The 15514-nt window shown below is 64.2% G+C and carries 11 protein-coding genes and 1 riboswitch; of the genes, 6 read left to right on the top strand and 5 right to left on the bottom strand.

Going from position 1 to position 15514, the window contains the following annotated elements; all coding sequences use genetic code 11:
• Positions 1-118: 118 nt before the first annotated feature.
• On the top strand, positions 119-2401 hold the full coding sequence (clpA, locus tag ASF90_RS20160) for an ATP-dependent Clp protease ATP-binding subunit ClpA (protein ID WP_055854392.1): 2283 nt from the start codon (positions 119-121) through the stop codon (positions 2399-2401).
• 394 nt (positions 2402-2795) lie between these two features.
• Here clpA and infA read toward each other — a convergent pair whose 3' ends face one another.
• The 4 genes from infA to trxB all read right to left on the bottom strand — a co-directional run bounded on the left by infA (position 2796) and on the right by trxB (position 6031).
• Entirely contained in the window at positions 2796-3014 is a 219-nt protein-coding gene (gene infA / locus ASF90_RS20155; protein WP_002813418.1) for a translation initiation factor IF-1, read from the bottom strand.
• 79 nt (positions 3015-3093) lie between these two features.
• On the bottom strand, positions 3094-3843 hold the full coding sequence (gene aat, locus ASF90_RS20150) for a leucyl/phenylalanyl-tRNA--protein transferase (RefSeq protein ID WP_055854391.1): 750 nt from the start codon (positions 3841-3843) through the stop codon (positions 3094-3096).
• Positions 3844-3886: 43 nt separating this feature from the next.
• Complete coding sequence (locus tag ASF90_RS20145; protein ID WP_055854388.1) at positions 3887-5005, bottom strand: GNAT family N-acetyltransferase; 1119 nt, start codon at positions 5003-5005, stop codon at positions 3887-3889.
• Positions 5006-5062: 57 nt separating this feature from the next.
• Positions 5063-6031 carry a thioredoxin-disulfide reductase gene (trxB, locus tag ASF90_RS20140; RefSeq protein WP_055854385.1) on the bottom strand — a complete coding sequence of 323 codons (969 nt, stop codon included), beginning with the start codon at positions 6029-6031 and terminating at the stop codon, positions 5063-5065.
• 284 nt (positions 6032-6315) lie between these two features.
• Between trxB and ASF90_RS20135 the strand changes: the two genes are divergently transcribed.
• The 5 genes from ASF90_RS20135 to crcB all read left to right on the top strand — a co-directional run bounded on the left by ASF90_RS20135 (position 6316) and on the right by crcB (position 13878).
• Complete coding sequence (locus ASF90_RS20135; protein ID WP_055854382.1) at positions 6316-8670, top strand: DNA translocase FtsK; 2355 nt, start codon at positions 6316-6318, stop codon at positions 8668-8670.
• A gap of 336 nt (positions 8671-9006) precedes the next feature.
• Positions 9007-10932, top strand: a complete 1926-nt coding sequence (locus ASF90_RS20130; RefSeq protein ID WP_055854378.1) for a DUF3857 and transglutaminase domain-containing protein — start codon at positions 9007-9009, stop codon at positions 10930-10932.
• A 57-nt stretch (positions 10933-10989) separates the two neighbouring features.
• Complete coding sequence (lolA, locus tag ASF90_RS20125) at positions 10990-11661, top strand: outer membrane lipoprotein chaperone LolA (RefSeq protein WP_055854377.1); 672 nt, start codon at positions 10990-10992, stop codon at positions 11659-11661.
• A gap of 341 nt (positions 11662-12002) precedes the next feature.
• On the top strand, positions 12003-13292 hold the full coding sequence (locus ASF90_RS20120) for a replication-associated recombination protein A (RefSeq protein WP_193552616.1): 1290 nt from the start codon (positions 12003-12005) through the stop codon (positions 13290-13292).
• A 2-nt stretch (positions 13293-13294) separates the two neighbouring features.
• Positions 13295-13363: riboswitch (Fluoride riboswitch) on the top strand.
• A gap of 113 nt (positions 13364-13476) precedes the next feature.
• On the top strand, positions 13477-13878 hold the full coding sequence (gene crcB, locus ASF90_RS20115) for a fluoride efflux transporter CrcB (protein ID WP_055854372.1): 402 nt from the start codon (positions 13477-13479) through the stop codon (positions 13876-13878).
• 335 nt (positions 13879-14213) lie between these two features.
• On the opposite strand, the gene ASF90_RS20110 is transcribed toward crcB, so the two are convergent.
• A complete protein-coding gene (locus ASF90_RS20110) occupies positions 14214-15419 on the bottom strand; it encodes an acetyl-CoA C-acyltransferase (protein ID WP_055854369.1) in 1206 nt (401 codons plus the stop codon).
• Positions 15420-15514: the final 95 nt, after the last annotated feature.

Here is a 15514-nt window from a genome sequence, read left to right as displayed (position 1 = left end):
GCGCAACAGTGTGGCTGCAATCACGTGCTAACGCCGTCTGAACATGCCTATCCGATAGGGTTGTGGAAAATCCCAACAAAAGCCGCATATTGTTGGCAACAGCCGTTCGGAGTTACCAATGTTCAGCAAAGACCTAGAGCAAACCATCGGCCAGTGCTACAAGCGAGCACGCGAGGCGCGTCATGAGTTCATGACCGTCGAGCACCTGCTGCTCTCGCTGCTGGACAACCCTTCCGCGCAAGCCGTGCTCAAGGCCTGCGGCGCGGATCAGCTGCGGCTGCACAACGACCTGGAACAGGCGATCGAGGCATCGGTCTCGCGTCTGGCCGAAGACGATGGCCGCGACACTCAGCCGACCCTGGGCTTCCAGCGTGTGCTGCAGCGCGCGGTCTACCACGTGCAGTCCTCGGGCAAGAAAGAGGTCACCGGCGCGAACGTGCTGGTCGCCATCTTCGGCGAAAAGGATTCCCACGCGGTGTATTTCCTGAATCAGCAGGACATCACCCGCCTGGATATCGTCAATTACCTGTCCCACGGCATCGCCAAGCTGGGTGAAGACGGCGAGCAGCCGTCTGCGTCCGACGGCGAGCCCAAGAGCGAGGGTGGGGAGGGCGAGGCCAAGGGCGATGCGCTGGCCGAATATGCCACCAACCTCAACGAGCAGGCGCGCAACGGCAAGATCGACCCGCTGGTCGGCCGCGCCGACGAGATCGAGCGCACCATCCAGGTCCTGTGCCGCCGCCGCAAGAACAACCCGCTGTACGTGGGTGAGGCGGGCGTGGGCAAGACCGCGATCGCCGAGGGCCTGGCCAAGCGCATCGTCGACAACGACGTACCGGAAGTACTCGCCGACGCGGTGATTTTCTCGCTGGACCTGGGCGCGCTGGTCGCCGGGACCAAATACCGCGGCGACTTCGAAAAGCGCCTGAAGGGCGTGCTGACCGCGTTGAAGAAGGTGCCCAATGCGGTGCTGTTCATCGACGAAATCCACACCATCATCGGCGCCGGGTCGGCCTCGGGCGGCACCATGGACGCCTCCAACCTGATCAAGCCGGCGCTGGCGTCGGGCGAGCTGCGCTGCATCGGCTCGACCACGTTCCAGGAATACCGCGGCATCTTCGAAAAAGACCGGGCGTTGGCGCGGCGCTTCCAGAAGATCGACATTGTCGAGCCGACCGTCGGTGAAACCTTCGAGATCCTGCAGGGCCTCAAGCCCAGGTACGAGGCGCACCACGGCGTGACCTACGCCGATGATGCATTGCAGGCGGCGGTGGACCTGTCGGTCAAGCACATTGGCGACCGTCTGTTGCCGGATAAGGCTATCGATGTGATGGACGAGGCCGGCGCGCGTCAGCGACTGCTGCCCGAAGGCGTGCGCAAGGAGCTGATCGACATCGAGGAGATCGAAACCATCGTCGCCAAGATGGCGCGCATTCCGGCCAAGCAGGTCAGCGCCACCGACAAGGACGTGCTGCAGCATCTGGAGCGCAACCTCAAGATGGTGATCTTCGGGCAGAACCCGGCGATCGAGACGCTGGCCGGCTCGATCAAGCTGGCCCGTTCTGGTCTGGCCAACCCGGAAAAGCCGATTGGCAACTTCCTGTTCGCCGGCCCCACCGGTGTAGGCAAGACCGAGGTGACCAAGCAGTTGGCATTGCAGTTGGGTATCGAGCTGGTGCGTTTCGACATGTCCGAGTACATGGAAGCGCATTCGATCAGCCGCCTGATCGGTGCGCCTCCGGGCTACGTCGGCTTCGATCAGGGTGGTTTGCTGACCGAGAAAATCGTCAAGACGCCGCACTGTGTGCTGCTGCTGGACGAGGTGGAGAAGGCGCATCCGGACATCTTCAACATCCTGTTGCAGGTCATGGACCGCGGCATTCTCACCGACACCAACGGGCGCGAAGCCAACTTCAAGAACGTGATCCTGGTGATGACCACCAACGCCGGTGCCACGCAGGCATCGCGTCGCTCGATCGGCTTCACCAAGCAGGATCATTCCACCGACGCGATGGAGTCGATCCGCCGCGGGTTCACGCCGGAGTTCCGCAACCGTCTGGATGCGATCGTGCAGTTCCAGGCGCTGGGCTTCGACCACATCCTGCGCGTGGTGGACAAGTTCATCATCGAGCTGGAAATGTTGCTGCAGGAAAAGCACGTCTCGCTGTCGGCCACCCCGACCGCGCGCGACTGGCTGGCCCAGCACGGCTTCGATCCGCTGATGGGCGCACGCCCGATGTCGCGCGTGATCCAGGAGAAGATCAAGCGTCCGCTCGCCGACGAGCTGCTGTTCGGCAAGTTGGTAGAGGGCGGGCGGGTCAATATCGACGTCAAGGATGGCGAACTGGTGGTGGAAGCGCATCCGGAGCCGGAGCGCTTGTTGCCGGCAACCGTCGACTGATCGACGCAGTTGATTCATGCGTTCTGGAATAAAAAAGCCGCTCGAATGAGCGGCTTTTTTATGTCCGGGAGAGGGTGCGCGATGCTGTCTGTGCGAGCAGCCAGTTAGCCCCAACGCCCCATAAGCCGTCGAGCGCCTCGCATCTGTTGAACCCCGCAATACGCTATGGCGAGCAAGAAAACGGCAAGGGTGCTGGTGTATCGGCGCACGCCCGAGTTTGACGTGCGAATGCCTGCGCGCGCGTGGTCGATGCGGGTTCGTGGATACGCACGTCAGCGGATTGCAGCCCGCGCCACATCGTGATGAGTCGCAGCACTGCCACCAGCAACCTGCCAAATCACAGGCACGACAAAAAGCGGCCATTGGCCGCCTTGCGTCTCAGCACCAGAACCGCTTACTTCATGCGGTAGGTAATACGGCCTTTGGTCAGGTCGTACGGAGTCATCTCAACCTTGACCCGATCGCCGGTCAGGATGCGGATGTAGTTCTTGCGCATACGGCCGGAGATGTGGGCGATGATTTCATGCCCGTTTTCCAGCTTGACCCGGAACGTGGTGTTGGGAAGCGTCTCGCTGACGCTGCCTTCGAATTCAATGGAGTCGTCTTTCGACATGTAATCCTGGCAATCAAAGCTGGCCCGGAGGGGCCGTAAGGGACGGCATTTTACGCTCCATCTCCCCGTGGTGCAAATTTTATGTTAAGCGGGCTTCACCCAGCGCCGTGACGGGCCGCTCGCCGTAGCGTTCGGACCAGCTGCCGGCCGGTTCCACCAGGGCAACCTGGCGCTGCACGTGTTGCACGAACTCCGGGCGTGGCATGTGTTGCGCACCCAGGCTGAGCAGGTGCGGGTTTTCCACCTGCGCATCGAGCAGCGGCCAGCCGCGCGCATGCAGGTCGGCGGCCAGGGCGGCTAACGCCACTTTCGAGCCGCCGCTGACTGCGCTGAACATGCTTTCCCCGAAGAACATCCTGCCGACTGCCACGCCGTAGATGCCGCCGACCAGACGCGCGCCATCGAACACTTCCAGCGAGTGTGCGTGGCCGCGATGGTGTAACTCCAGATAGGCCGCCTGCATCTGCGCGGTGATCCAGGTGCCGTCCTGTCCGGGACGCGGGCTGGACGCGCACGCGGCAATGACCTCTGCAAATGCGGTATCGGCACGCAGGGTCCAATTGCAGTTGCGCAGCTGCCGTTTGAAGCGCGACGACAGGCGCACGCTATCGGTGCGGAACACCATGCGCGGGTCCGGGCTCCACCACAGGATCGGTTGCCCTTCCGAAAACCACGGAAAGATGCCCTGCGCGTACGCGTTGAGCAGGCGTTGCGGGTGCAGGTCGCCGCCGAGGGCGAGTAGGCCGTCGGGGTCGCGTAAAGCGTGTTCGACCGGAGGAAACGGACTGGCGGGGTCCGGTGACAGCAAGTGGGGCAGGGCGCGCGACATGGGTTGAGTCTAGCGGTGCGGCATGCGGGTGGCGCGCATTGGGTCAGTCGCGAAACGGGCTGTGGTCTGCCAGTTCGAGCGCGTGCCGCGCGACGGCCTCGCGCTCGTCGGCGCACCATTGCGCCAGTGGTTCGCGGAAGCCGGGGTCGGTGATCCAGTGACGGCTGCGCACCACGGTCGGCAGAAAGCCGCGCGCAATCTTGTGCTCGCCTTGTGCGCCGGGCTCGAAGCGACTCAGGCCTTCGCGCAGGCAGTATTCGATGCCTTGGTAGTAGCAGGTTTCGAAGTGCAGCCCGGGCAGGGCTTCGCCGCCCCAGTAACGGCCGTAGAGCGTGTCATGGCCGCGCAGGCACAGCGCACCGGCAATCGGTTGCCCATCGAGGTCGGCCAAGAACATCACCAGCTGGCGCGGCAGGTGTTGCGCCAGGTGACGCAGAAATTCGGGAGTCAGTGCCGGCGAATTGCCGTACTCGTTGAAGGTCTTGAGATAGAACCCGTACATGGCGTCCAGGTCGGCCTCGCTGGCCTCATCGCCATGCACCACGCGCAGCTGTATGCCGGCGCGCTGCACCTTGGCGCGTTCCTGGCGGATGTTCTTGCGGCGCTTGTGGTCCATCGCGGCCAGAAACGTTTCGAAGTCGCTCCAGCCGCTGGTGTTGTGCCAGTGGTACTGCAGATCGTGACGCTGCAGCCACTCGGCATCGAACGCGGTGTCTTCGTCGGCCAGATGAAAATTCACATGCGCCGAGGACAAGCTGCTGCGCTCCACCAGCTCGCGCATCGCGGCCAGCAAGTGCCCGCGCCACTTGGGCGCACCGAGCAGGCGCGGGCCGGTGACGGGCGAGTAGGGCACGCCGCACAGCCACTTCGGGAAATACTCCTGCCCGTAGCGCGCATACGCATGCGCCCAGGCATGGTCGAACACGAACTCGCCGTGCGAATTGTTTTTCAGGTAACCCGGCGCGGCGGCGACCAGCGTGTCGCCGGTCCACAAGGTCAGGTGCAGCGGATTCCAGCCCCAGTCCGGGCGCAGGCAGCCTTCGCGTTCCAGGCCTTGCAGAAATGCATCGCTGACGAAGGGGTGGCTGCCGTCGTGCAGCGCATCCCAGGCACCGGCAGGAAGCTCGTCCAGCCGGCGGCACCAGCGGGCCGTCACGCTCATGCGCGCGGCCCGTTGGTGCTGCTGTCCGCGCGGCGCGGCCGGCGGTCAGCAGCCATCTCAGGCGCTCTTGTCGAGGTAACGCTCGGCATCCAGCGCGGCCATGCAGCCGAAACCGGCCGAGGTGATGGCCTGGCGGTAGTGCTGGTCGGCCACGTCGCCGGCGGCGAACACGCCGGCCACCGAGGTCTCGGTCGCTGCGCCGTTCAGGCCGGAGCGGATTTCCAGGTAGCCGTTGTTCATCGCCAGCTGGCCGTCGAACAGCTGCGTATTGGGGTGGTGGCCGATGGCAACGAAGAAGCCGTGCGCGTCGATGTCGCGGGTGCTGCCGTCGAGGGTGGACTTGACCCGCACGCCGGTAACGCCGGCATCGTTGCCCAGCACTTCGTCGATGGCGTGGTGCCAGACGGTTTCGATCTTGCCGGCGGCGACCTTGGCGAACAGCTTGTCCTGCATGATCTTTTCCGCGCGCAGGGTGTCGCGGCGGTGCACCAGGTACACCTTGCGCGCGATGTTGGACAGGTACAGCGCTTCTTCGACCGCGGTGTTGCCGCCGCCGACCACCACCACGTCCTGGTCCTTGTAGAAGAACCCGTCGCAGGTGGCGCAGGCGGAGACGCCGCGGCCCTTGAAGGCCTCTTCGCTGGGGATGCCCAGGTACTTGGCGGTGGCGCCGGTGGCGATGATCAGCCCGTCGCAGGTGTACTCGGCGCTATCGCCGATCAGCCGGAACGGCCGCTGCGACAGATCGGCAGTGTGGATGTGGTCGAAGATGACCTCGGTCTCGAAGCGCTCGGCATGCGCCTGCATGCGGTTCATCAAGTCCGGGCCCATCAGGCCGTGGGGGTCGCCCGGCCAGTTGTCCACCTCGGTGGTTGTCATCAGCTGGCCGCCCTGCTGCAGGCCGGTGATCACCACCGGCTTGAGATTGGCGCGGGCGGCGTAGACCGCGGCGGTCCAGCCGGCCGGGCCGGAGCCCAGGATCAGCAGGCGGGAATGCTTGGCGGGACTGGCAGATGAGGCGCTCATGTATACTCGCGGTCTAGGAATTGGTAGGGACGGCGCTGATGAATTGCGCCCCCGTGGCGGCATAGAGTGGCGGTCCCCACCCGGTGAATCAAGGCGGCACGATGGAACTGCTTGAACCGCAGATGGCATGGTCCGCCCGCAATGCATGTTCGACGCCGCCTTGTGCGGCGTTTTTCATTGGCGGCCGGGCGCCCCGGAAGCCGGTGCTCATTCAACTGCTGAAACCGTGGCCTCAGTCGTTTATTATCAACCACTAACAGCATTTTTCTAAGGTCTGGCTACAGGTGGCAAAGCAGGTTCCCGAACGCAGCAAGCCCGCAGAGGGCAAATCGTCGTCGCGCAAGACGGCGGTGGCGGACAATCCGCGTCGGCAAAAGCTCTGGCGCGATCTGGCATTGATCGCGGTGGCGCCGTTGTTGCTGTATCTGCTGGCCAGCCTGTTGACCTATTCGGCAACCGATCCTGGCTGGTCGCGCACCGGCAATCTGGTCGCGCCGATCCACAACATGGGCGGCAGATTCGGCGCGATGGCGGCGGATGTGTTGCTGCAGCTGTTCGGTTATGTGGCCTTCCTGCTGCCGGTGATCCTGGGCGCGGTGGCCTGGATCGCGCTGATCGGCGAGCGCGAGGAGCAGAGTCAGAGCGATCTGGGGCCGGCGCTGCGGCTGGTCGGCATGGTGGGCTTTCTGATCTCTTCGACCGGCTTTTTGCATCTGCGCCTGTTCCAGGGCGAGGTCGCCGAGGCCGGCGGCATTCTCGGGAAGCTGGTCAGCGGGTCGCTCAGTTCGGGCTTCGGTGCCCTGGGCGCCAATCTGTTCGTGATAGTGCTGCTGCTGGTATCGATCACATTGGCGACCGGGTTGTCGTGGTTTGTGGTGATGGAGCGCATCGGTCAGTGGGTGCTGGCGCTGGGCCCGTTGATGCAGCGCAAGACCCATCAGGCGACCGAGTGGCAGCAAACCCGCGTGATGCGCGAAGAACGCGAGGAAGTGCGCAAGGTCGATGCGGTCAAGCAGGCCAAGCGCGAGCCGGTCAAGATCGAGCCGCCGCCGGCACCGGTGGTGGAAAAGAGCGAGCGCGCCAAGCGCGACACCCAGATCCCGATGTTCCAGGGCGTGAGCACCGACGGCTCGGATCTGCCGCCGCTGGCATTGCTGGACGATCCGAAGCCGCAGGCCAAGGGTTATTCGGAAGAGACGCTGGAAACGCTGTCGCGGCAGATCGAATTCAAGCTCAAGGATTTCCGCATCGAGGCGCAGGTGGTCGGGGCCTATCCCGGTCCGGTGATCACCCGCTTCGAGATCGAGCCGGCGCCGGGCATCAAGGTCAGCCAGATCAGCTCGCTGGACAAGGACATCGCGCGCGGCCTGTCGGTCAAGTCGGTGCGTGTGGTGGACGTGATTCCGGGTAAGTCGGTGGTGGGTCTGGAGATCCCCAACGTCACCCGCGAGATGATCTTCCTGTCCGAGCTGCTGCGTTCCAAGGAATACGACAAGTCGGCCAGTCCACTGACGCTTGCGCTGGGCAAGGACATTGCCGGCCGCCCGACCGTGGCCGATCTGGCGCGCATGCCGCACTTGCTGGTGGCCGGTACTACCGGCTCGGGCAAGTCGGTGGCGGTCAACGCGATGGTGCTGAGCCTGTTGTTCAAGGCCTCGCACAAGGAACTGCGGATGCTGATGATCGACCCGAAGATGCTCGAATTGAGCGTCTATCAGGGCATCCCGCACCTGTTGGCGCCGGTGGTCACCGACATGAAGGAGGCCGCCAACGGCCTGCGCTGGTGCGTGGCGGAGATGGAACGCCGTTACAAGCTGATGAGCGCGGTGGGCGTGCGCAACCTGGCCGGCTTCAACAAGAAGATCAAGGACGCCATCGACGCCGGCCAGCCGATGATGGACCCGCTGTTCAAACCGAATCCGGAGCTGGGCGAAGCGCCGCGGCCGCTGGAGACGCTGCCGTTCATCGTCATCTTCATCGACGAATTCGCCGACATGATGATGATCGTCGGCAAGAAGGTCGAAGAGCTCATCGCACGCCTGGCGCAGAAGGCGCGTGCGGCCGGTATCCACTTGATCCTTGCCACGCAGCGGCCGTCGGTGGACGTGATCACTGGTCTGATCAAGGCTAATATCCCGACCCGCGTCGCCTTCCAGGTCAGTTCCAAAATCGACTCGCGCACCATCCTGGACCAGTCCGGCGCCGAGGCGCTGCTGGGCAATGGCGACATGCTGTATCTGCCGCCGGGCACCGCGCTGCCGGACCGTGTGCACGGCGCCTTCGTCAGCGACGAAGAAGTGCATCGGGTGGTCGAACACCTGAAAGCCAGTGGGCCGGTCTCCTATGTCGAAGGCGTGCTGGACGAAGTGCAGACCATGGGCGATGGCACCGTGGTGGGCGCAACCGGCTTGCCGGAGAGCAGTGGCGGCGGTGGGGATGAGTCTGACCCGCTGTATGACGAGGCACTGCGCATCGTCACCGAAACCCGGCGCGCATCGATTTCCGGTGTGCAGCGTCGCCTGAAGATCGGCTACAACCGTGCTGCGCGCTTGATCGAGGCGATGGAAGCGGCCGGTGTGGTCAGCCAGCCTGAGCACAACGGCGATCGCACCGTGCTGGCGCCGCCGCCGCCCAAGTAAGCGCGGCGGCTTTCGTCGCTGTGCGGTGCGGTGCGGTGGCACGCGGCTGCGGCAGTCGCTGCGCGGTACGGTGGCTGGAGGCGCAGCGAGAGGGCGAAGGGCCATTGCCTGGATTCGGCGTGTGCAGGACGCGTTTCGATTCTCGTCCAGTTGCGCCCACGCGCCGGCGCAAGACCCCATATTGCGCGTCTGCGTGGACTGCGGCGTGTGAGTTGCCTCAACGAGCGCTGCCGCACGCATCAATGCGGCATTGTTGGAAGTCGATACCTGTCATTGCCGGGCACACCGGCTACCCTATCGGACAACGGCCGCTCCGGCCTGTCGTGATCTAGACCCATGCTGCGTCGTCCTGTGTTGTTGCTCGTATTGTTGATCTGCGCTCCGCTGCTCGCCCAGGCGCAACAGCGCCCCGCGCCTGCCGCGGCGGCGACGCGGACCCAGGCCGATACCAACTACAGCTTTGTGCGCTACCGCGCCGACTACGAAGTGCGCGCCGATGCCAGCAGTGTGGAAACCGACGAGTACGAAATCCTGCTCAAGACCAAGTCGGCGGTGGAGCAGTTCAGCCAGGTGCGGTTGAGCTATAGCGAAAAGATGGAGACGCTCGAAGTGCTGGAGGCGTACACCGTCACCGCCGAAGGGCTGCGCCAGGACGTGGCGGCCGACAAGATCTACACCCAGGAAAGCTATTCCAGCGCGTCGGCGGCGATGTATGCCGACCGCAAGGTCAAGGTGGTGGTGTTCCCGAATCTGGCGCCGGGTGCGCGCATCGTCTATCGCGTGCGACGCGCGCAGAACACGCCTTACTTCCCAGGTTATTTCAGTCTGTGGGAAACCTTCAGCGTGTTCGCGCAATACGACGATGCGGTGGTCACCTTGGTTGCGCCCAAGTCGTTGCCGATGCATTTGTCCGCACGTGGTCTGCAGGGCAGCACCAAGCCGGTGGTGCGTGGCGATCAGGCGCGCTGGGAATGGCGCTACCAGCGCGCCACGCCGATGAAGAACCAGAACTGGAGTGCGGCGACCTGGGAATTCAGCCCCACGCTGATGGCCAGCACTTTCGACAGTTGGTCGCAGATGGGCCTGGCGTATCACGTCAAGGGTGGGCGCGCCGCTACGGTCACACCCGCGATCCAGGCATTGGCCGACCAGGTGACCAAGGGAATCGATGAGCCGCGTGCGCAGGCGGCGGCGTTGTATGCCTGGGTCGCGCGCAATATCCGCTACGTGGCGGTGTACCTGGGCAATGGCGGTCTGGAGCCCAACAGTGCCGACAGCATCCTGGCCAATCACTATGGCGACTGCAAGGACCACACCGTGATTCTGGAAGCGCTGCTTGCGGCCAAGGGCATCGCCAGCACACCGGTGCTGATCGGCGCGGAGGGGGGGCCGACATTGCCGGCAATCCCGGTGCTCGGGCGCTTCAATCACGCCATCACCTACATCCCGGCCTTCGACCTTTACGTCGATTCGACCAACCCCTACGCGCGCTTCGGCCAGTTGCCGGCCGGCGATCTTGGCGCGCCGGTGGTGCATACGCGCGACGGCAAGGTCACCCAGACCCCGCCGAACGATCGCAAGGTCAACCGCTATGTCGCCCGGACCGAGTACCGCTTCACGCCGCAGGGCGGATTGCAGGGCCTGACGACCCTGGACAGCGGGCAGACCGGCGAAGTGGGCTTGCGCGCGATGTTCGTACAACTCAATGCGCAGAACCGTAACCGTATCGAGGAATCGATCATTGCCCAGTCCGGCTTCGTCGGGACCGGCGATCTGCTGATTCAGGGCGATCCGCTGGATCTGGAAACGCCGTTCAACTATCGCTACAGCTTCCAGGCCAACGATGCGGTGGATTTTTCGGTGGTCGGCGGTATGACCTTGCCGGACATGCCGGGGGCCGAATCGACGCGCGGGATCTACGCCACCACCTCGGCCGAAGACAATCTGACTCCGTTCTACTGCAACGACAGCGTGCGTGAGGAAACCTACGTGGTGACCTTCCCCGAGACGGTGCCGATCATTGCCATCCCGCGTAGCAGCAAGTTTCGCAATGCGGCTGGCGAATACGTGGTGGACTGGTCGCGCCAGGGACAGACGGTCACTGCGGTCCATCGCCTGCAACGCGCGGCGGTGCATGGGCCGCAGGCCTTGTGCCAGCCGCAGGATTACCGTGCATTTCGCGAGTTGTATCAGCAGGTGCGACGCGGCTTTCGTGGGCAGATCGTTTACGGCGATCTGTCCAAGGTGCAGACCAATGATTGAGGCAACCCGCTGCCGCTGCATGAACGCGTGCGTGCAATAGCGCTCGCCCATTCATCTATGAAGCTTCAGAATTGGCGTACTCCTTTCTGGAAGACCGCGATGCATCGCCAGCTCCGTTATGCCGTCCTCGCCACCGCTCTGTTTGCCGGCACCGCGTTTGCCGGTGCGCGCCAGGAGCTGGACACGTTCACCCGTGGCCTGAAAGGCCTGGATGGGCAGTTCGATCAGCAGGTCGCCGATGCCAACGGCCGGGTCAAGGAGCGTTCGAGCGGGCGGGTGGCATTGTCGGCACCGCGTCAGTTCCGTTGGGAATACGCCAAGCCTTACAAGCAATTGATCGTGGCCGACGGCAAGAAGGTGTGGGTGTTCGACCCCGACCTGGAGCAGGTCACCGTGCGCGCGCAGGGCAACGAAGAGCAGAACAGCCCGCTGGTGGCGTTGATCGACCCCGCGCGTCTGGACAAGCAATACGACGTCAGCGAAGAAGCGGCGCCGCGCGACGGCCTGCAGTGGCTGTCGTTGACGCCCAAGGTCGACACCGAAGCCAGCTTCCAGATGGCTTCGCTCGGCTTCGGCAAGGACGGCCTGGCCAAGATGGAGGTGGTCGATGCGGTGGGTCAGCGCACTGCGATCAGCTTCAGCGGCTGGAAGCGCAACCCCGCGTTTGCGGCCGACACCTTCCGCTACACCCCGGCCAAGGGGGTGGATGTGGTGGGCGACGCGCAGTAACGTCATGCCCGATGGACGGCGACCGATTCACTCGGGGCGCAAGGCTGCACGTTGCAGCTTGTCAGCAGATGCGTTGAGGCAATATTGCAGACGCCTTCCTACGGGGAGGCGTCTTGCGTTGTGCCTTCTGTGATCCAGCTGCGCTCGCCAACCGGCATCGTCGCTGCGGTGGCCTTCCGGAACGTGAGAGATCTGCCGCTTTCGCGCGGCAGCTCACCGCTGCAATGCGCTAACGCCCCGGCGCGATAGAATGGGGTGTGGCACGAACCAGATCCACCATCGATAGCACCGCCGATCTGCTTAGCGTGGACGCAGACCATCTGCGCCCGCTCGCAGAGCGCATGCGTCCGCGGACGCTGGACGAAATGGTCGGCCAAAAACGCTTGTTGACGCCCGACAGCGCATTACGCCGCGCGGTGGAATCGGGGCGCGTGCATTCAATGATCCTGTGGGGCCCGCCAGGATGCGGCAAGACCACGCTTGCCTTGCTGCTGGCGCACTACGCCGATGCCGAGTTCAAGGCGATTTCCGCAGTGTTGTCGGGGCTGCCAGAGGTCCGTCAGGTGTTGGCCGAGGCCGCGCAACGGTTTGCCAGCGGCCGACGCACGGTGTTGTTCGTCGATGAGGTGCATCGCTTCAACAAGGCGCAGCAGGATGCATTTTTGCCGCACATCGAGCGCGGCACCATCCTGTTCGTCGGCGCGACCACGGAAAATCCGTCGTTCGAATTGAACTCCGCGTTGCTGTCGCGTTGCCGCGTGCACGTGCTCGAATCGGTGTCGCCGCAGGACATTGTCGAAGCGCTGCAACGCGCATTGCACGATTCCGAGCGCGGGCTGGGACAGGAGACGATCCAGGTCAGCGATGCGTCGCTCCTGGAAATCGCCAGCGCCGCCGATGGCGATGTGCGGCGTGCGTTGACCCTGCTGGAAATTGCCGCCGAGCTGGCAGGCGGCGAGGGCGGGGAGATCACGCCGCAGACGCTGCTGCAGGTGCTGGCCGACCGCACCCGCCGTTTCGACAAGAACGGCGAACAGTTCTACGACCAGATCTCGGCACTGCATAAATCGGTGCGCAGCTCCAATCCGGATGCGGCGTTGTACTGGCTCACCCGCATGCTCGACGGCGGCTGCGACCCGGCCTATCTGGCGCGGCGGCTGACCCGCATGGCGATCGAGGATATCGGTCTGGCCGACCCGCGCGCTCAGAGCATGGCGCTGGAAGCCTGGGATATTTACGAGCGTCTGGGCAGCCCGGAGGGCGAGCTGGCGTTCGCACAGTTGGTGCTGTACCTGGCCAGCACCGCCAAATCCAACGCCGGCTACGCGGCCTTCAATCAAGCCAAGGCCGATGTGCGCGCCACCGGCACGCAAGAGGTACCGCTGCATCTGCGTAATGCGCCGACCAAGCTGATGAAGACGCTGGGTTACGGCCAGGATTATCAATACGATCACGATGCCGAGGGCGGCATCGCGCTCGACCAGACCGGCTTTCCGGACGCGATGGGCGAGCAGGTGTATTACAAGCCGGTGCCGCGTGGACTGGAAATCAAGCTCAAGGAAAAGCTCGACCGGCTGCGCGAGGCGCGTGCGCAGGCGCGGGCTGACAAGCCTGGAAAGCCCACGGCATAATCGGCGATACGGGAGATGGCATTCCTCCTTGAACCGCACGCAGTCTGCGCGCTGATGATGCCTGTCCACCCCCGCCGGGGCGGCAGGCCTGTGCCCCGGCATCGCTTCTCGACTCAGGATTGATGATGCCGAACGCGCATACGTTTTTTTCGAAGACTCCACTGGGCGGTTGCGGAGTACGTGCATGAACGCACCGGTGTGGTGGCAGCAATTATTGTTGGCGATGACCGGCGGCGCATTGGGTTCCGGGCTGCGTTTTACGATCGGTGCAGCGCTGCTGCAGCGCTTTGGCGCCGGCTTTCCGTGGGGAACGTTGACGGTAAATCTGCTCGGCTCGTTCGTCGCCGGCGTGCTGCTGGTCTGGCTGGACGCGCGCGGTCCGTCGAGTTGGCCGCTGCGGGCGCTGTTGATCGTCGGCGTGATGGGCGGGCTGACCACTTTTTCGTCGCTGATGATGGAGTGTCTGGTGTTTGCGCGCACCGATCGCTCCACGATGATCGGCGTGTATCTGGCGGTGACGCTGGTGGCCGGGCTGGCGCTGATGTTTGCCGGTGCGCGTGCAGGCCAGTGGCTGGTGGCACGCTAGACCGCCACGTTGTCCGCAAGATTTTTATAGCGATTGAACTGCGCGGGCGTTGGTTTCTGCCAGCGGCGCTGCGCATTGTGCGCGGCGATCCTGTCGGGATGTGCGGCCTGGTTCGTGCGGTAGTTCCCACGATCGCGCCAACAGCGGCTGCTCAACGTTTGCACGGGCGCGCAAGCGCTGCGTTCACCTGGCGCAAACGAATCCGCATGCGATCCAGATCCGGCCGACGGCGGTTTTCAGCCGCCCAAAAAGAAGGCGTGCTCGCGCACGCCTTCGGTCGGCTCTTCCTCGCGTTCGCGAGATCGGCGCGGTGGCCGATCCCGAATGAAAACGACTTACAGCGCTTCGATAATGCCCGCCGCACCCATGCCGGTGCCGATGCACATGGTGACCATGCCGTACTTTTGCTGACGACGACGCAGGCCGTGCACCAGCGTGGCCGCACGGATCGCGCCGGTCGCACCGAGCGGATGACCGAGTGCGATCGCGCCACCCAGCGGATTGACCTTGGACGGGTCGAGCCCGCTGTCGCGGATCACCGCCAACGCCTGTGCGGCGAAGGCTTCGTTGAGTTCGATCCAGTCGATCTGGTCCTTGGTCAGGCCGGCCTGCTTGAGTGCCTTGGGAATTGCCGCGATCGGGCCGATGCCCATCACTTCCGGGCGCACGCCTGCCACCGAGAAGCTGACAAACCGCGCAAGCGGGGTCAGCCCGTAATCCTTGATCGCCTGCTCGGAGGCCAGTAGCACCGCGCCGGCGCCGTCGCTCATCTGCGAGGAGTTGCCCGCAGTGACGCTACCGCCGAACTGCCCGTTACGGAACACCGGACGCAGCTTGGCCAGGCCTTCCAGCGAACTGTCCGGACGCGGGCCTTCATCGGTGTCGACCAGGCGCTTGCGCAGTGCGATGACGTTGCCGGCCAGGTCGGGCTGGTGCGATAGGATTTCGTACGGCGTGATCTCATCGCGGAACTCGCCTGCGGCAATGGCCGCAATCGCCTTCTGATGCGAGGCCAGTGCGAATGCGTCCTGATCTTCGCGCGAGACCTTCCATTCTTCGGCGACCTTCTCAGCGGTGATGCCCATGCCATAGGCAATGGCCACGTGGTCGTCGGCGAATACGTTCGGCGACATCGCCACCTTGTTGCCCATCATCGGCACCATCGACATCGACTCGGTGCCGCCGGCCAACATCAGGTCGGCATTGCCCAGGCGGATCTGGTCGGCCGCCATCGCCACGGCCTGGATGCCGGACGAACAGAAGCGGTTGATGGTCTGGCCAGCCACGGTGTTGGGCAGGCCGGCCAGCAGCACGCCGATGCGCGCCACGTTCATGCCTTGCTCGCCCTCGGGCATCGCGCAGCCGATGATGGCGTCGTCGATCCGCGACAGATCGATGCCCGGCGCCTGCGCCACCACCGCACGCAGCACGTGCGCCAGCATGTCGTCAGGACGGGTGTTGCGGAACACGCCCTTTGGCGCCTTGCCGACCGGCGTACGGGTGGCGGCAACGATGTAGGCTTCTTGAATCTGCTTGCTCATTTGGCTATCTCCGGTAGCCGGGAATCGAGAATGGGGAATCGGGAATCGCAAGTGCGGATTCGCCTGAGTTCGCCATCTTCATCGCCCGGCAGAAT

The organism is Xanthomonas sp. Leaf148 (assembly GCF_001423585.1).
Taxonomy (GTDB): Bacteria; Pseudomonadota; Gammaproteobacteria; order Xanthomonadales; family Xanthomonadaceae; genus Xanthomonas.
The sequence above is the reverse complement of the archived record's forward strand: the minus strand, read 5'-3'. Positions and strand labels throughout refer to the sequence as shown.

Excerpts from the sequence above, each read along its gene's own strand:
- clpA (WP_055854392.1), top strand. The coding sequence starts at position 119 with ATGTTCAGCAAAGACCTAGAGCAAACCATCGGCCAGTGCTACAAGCGA.
- infA (WP_002813418.1), bottom strand. The coding sequence starts at position 3,014 with ATGTCGAAAGACGACTCCATTGAATTCGAAGGCAGCGTCAGCGAGACG.
- aat (WP_055854391.1), bottom strand. The coding sequence starts at position 3,843 with ATGTCGCGCGCCCTGCCCCACTTGCTGTCACCGGACCCCGCCAGTCCG.
- ASF90_RS20145 (WP_055854388.1), bottom strand. The coding sequence starts at position 5,005 with ATGAGCGTGACGGCCCGCTGGTGCCGCCGGCTGGACGAGCTTCCTGCC.
- trxB (WP_055854385.1), bottom strand. The coding sequence starts at position 6,031 with ATGAGCGCCTCATCTGCCAGTCCCGCCAAGCATTCCCGCCTGCTGATC.
- ASF90_RS20130 (WP_055854378.1), top strand. The coding sequence starts at position 9,007 with ATGCTGCGTCGTCCTGTGTTGTTGCTCGTATTGTTGATCTGCGCTCCG.
- lolA (WP_055854377.1), top strand. The coding sequence starts at position 10,990 with ATGAAGCTTCAGAATTGGCGTACTCCTTTCTGGAAGACCGCGATGCAT.
- ASF90_RS20120 (WP_193552616.1), top strand. The coding sequence starts at position 12,003 with ATGCGTCCGCGGACGCTGGACGAAATGGTCGGCCAAAAACGCTTGTTG.
- crcB (WP_055854372.1), top strand. The coding sequence starts at position 13,477 with ATGAACGCACCGGTGTGGTGGCAGCAATTATTGTTGGCGATGACCGGC.
- ASF90_RS20110 (WP_055854369.1), bottom strand. The coding sequence starts at position 15,419 with ATGAGCAAGCAGATTCAAGAAGCCTACATCGTTGCCGCCACCCGTACG.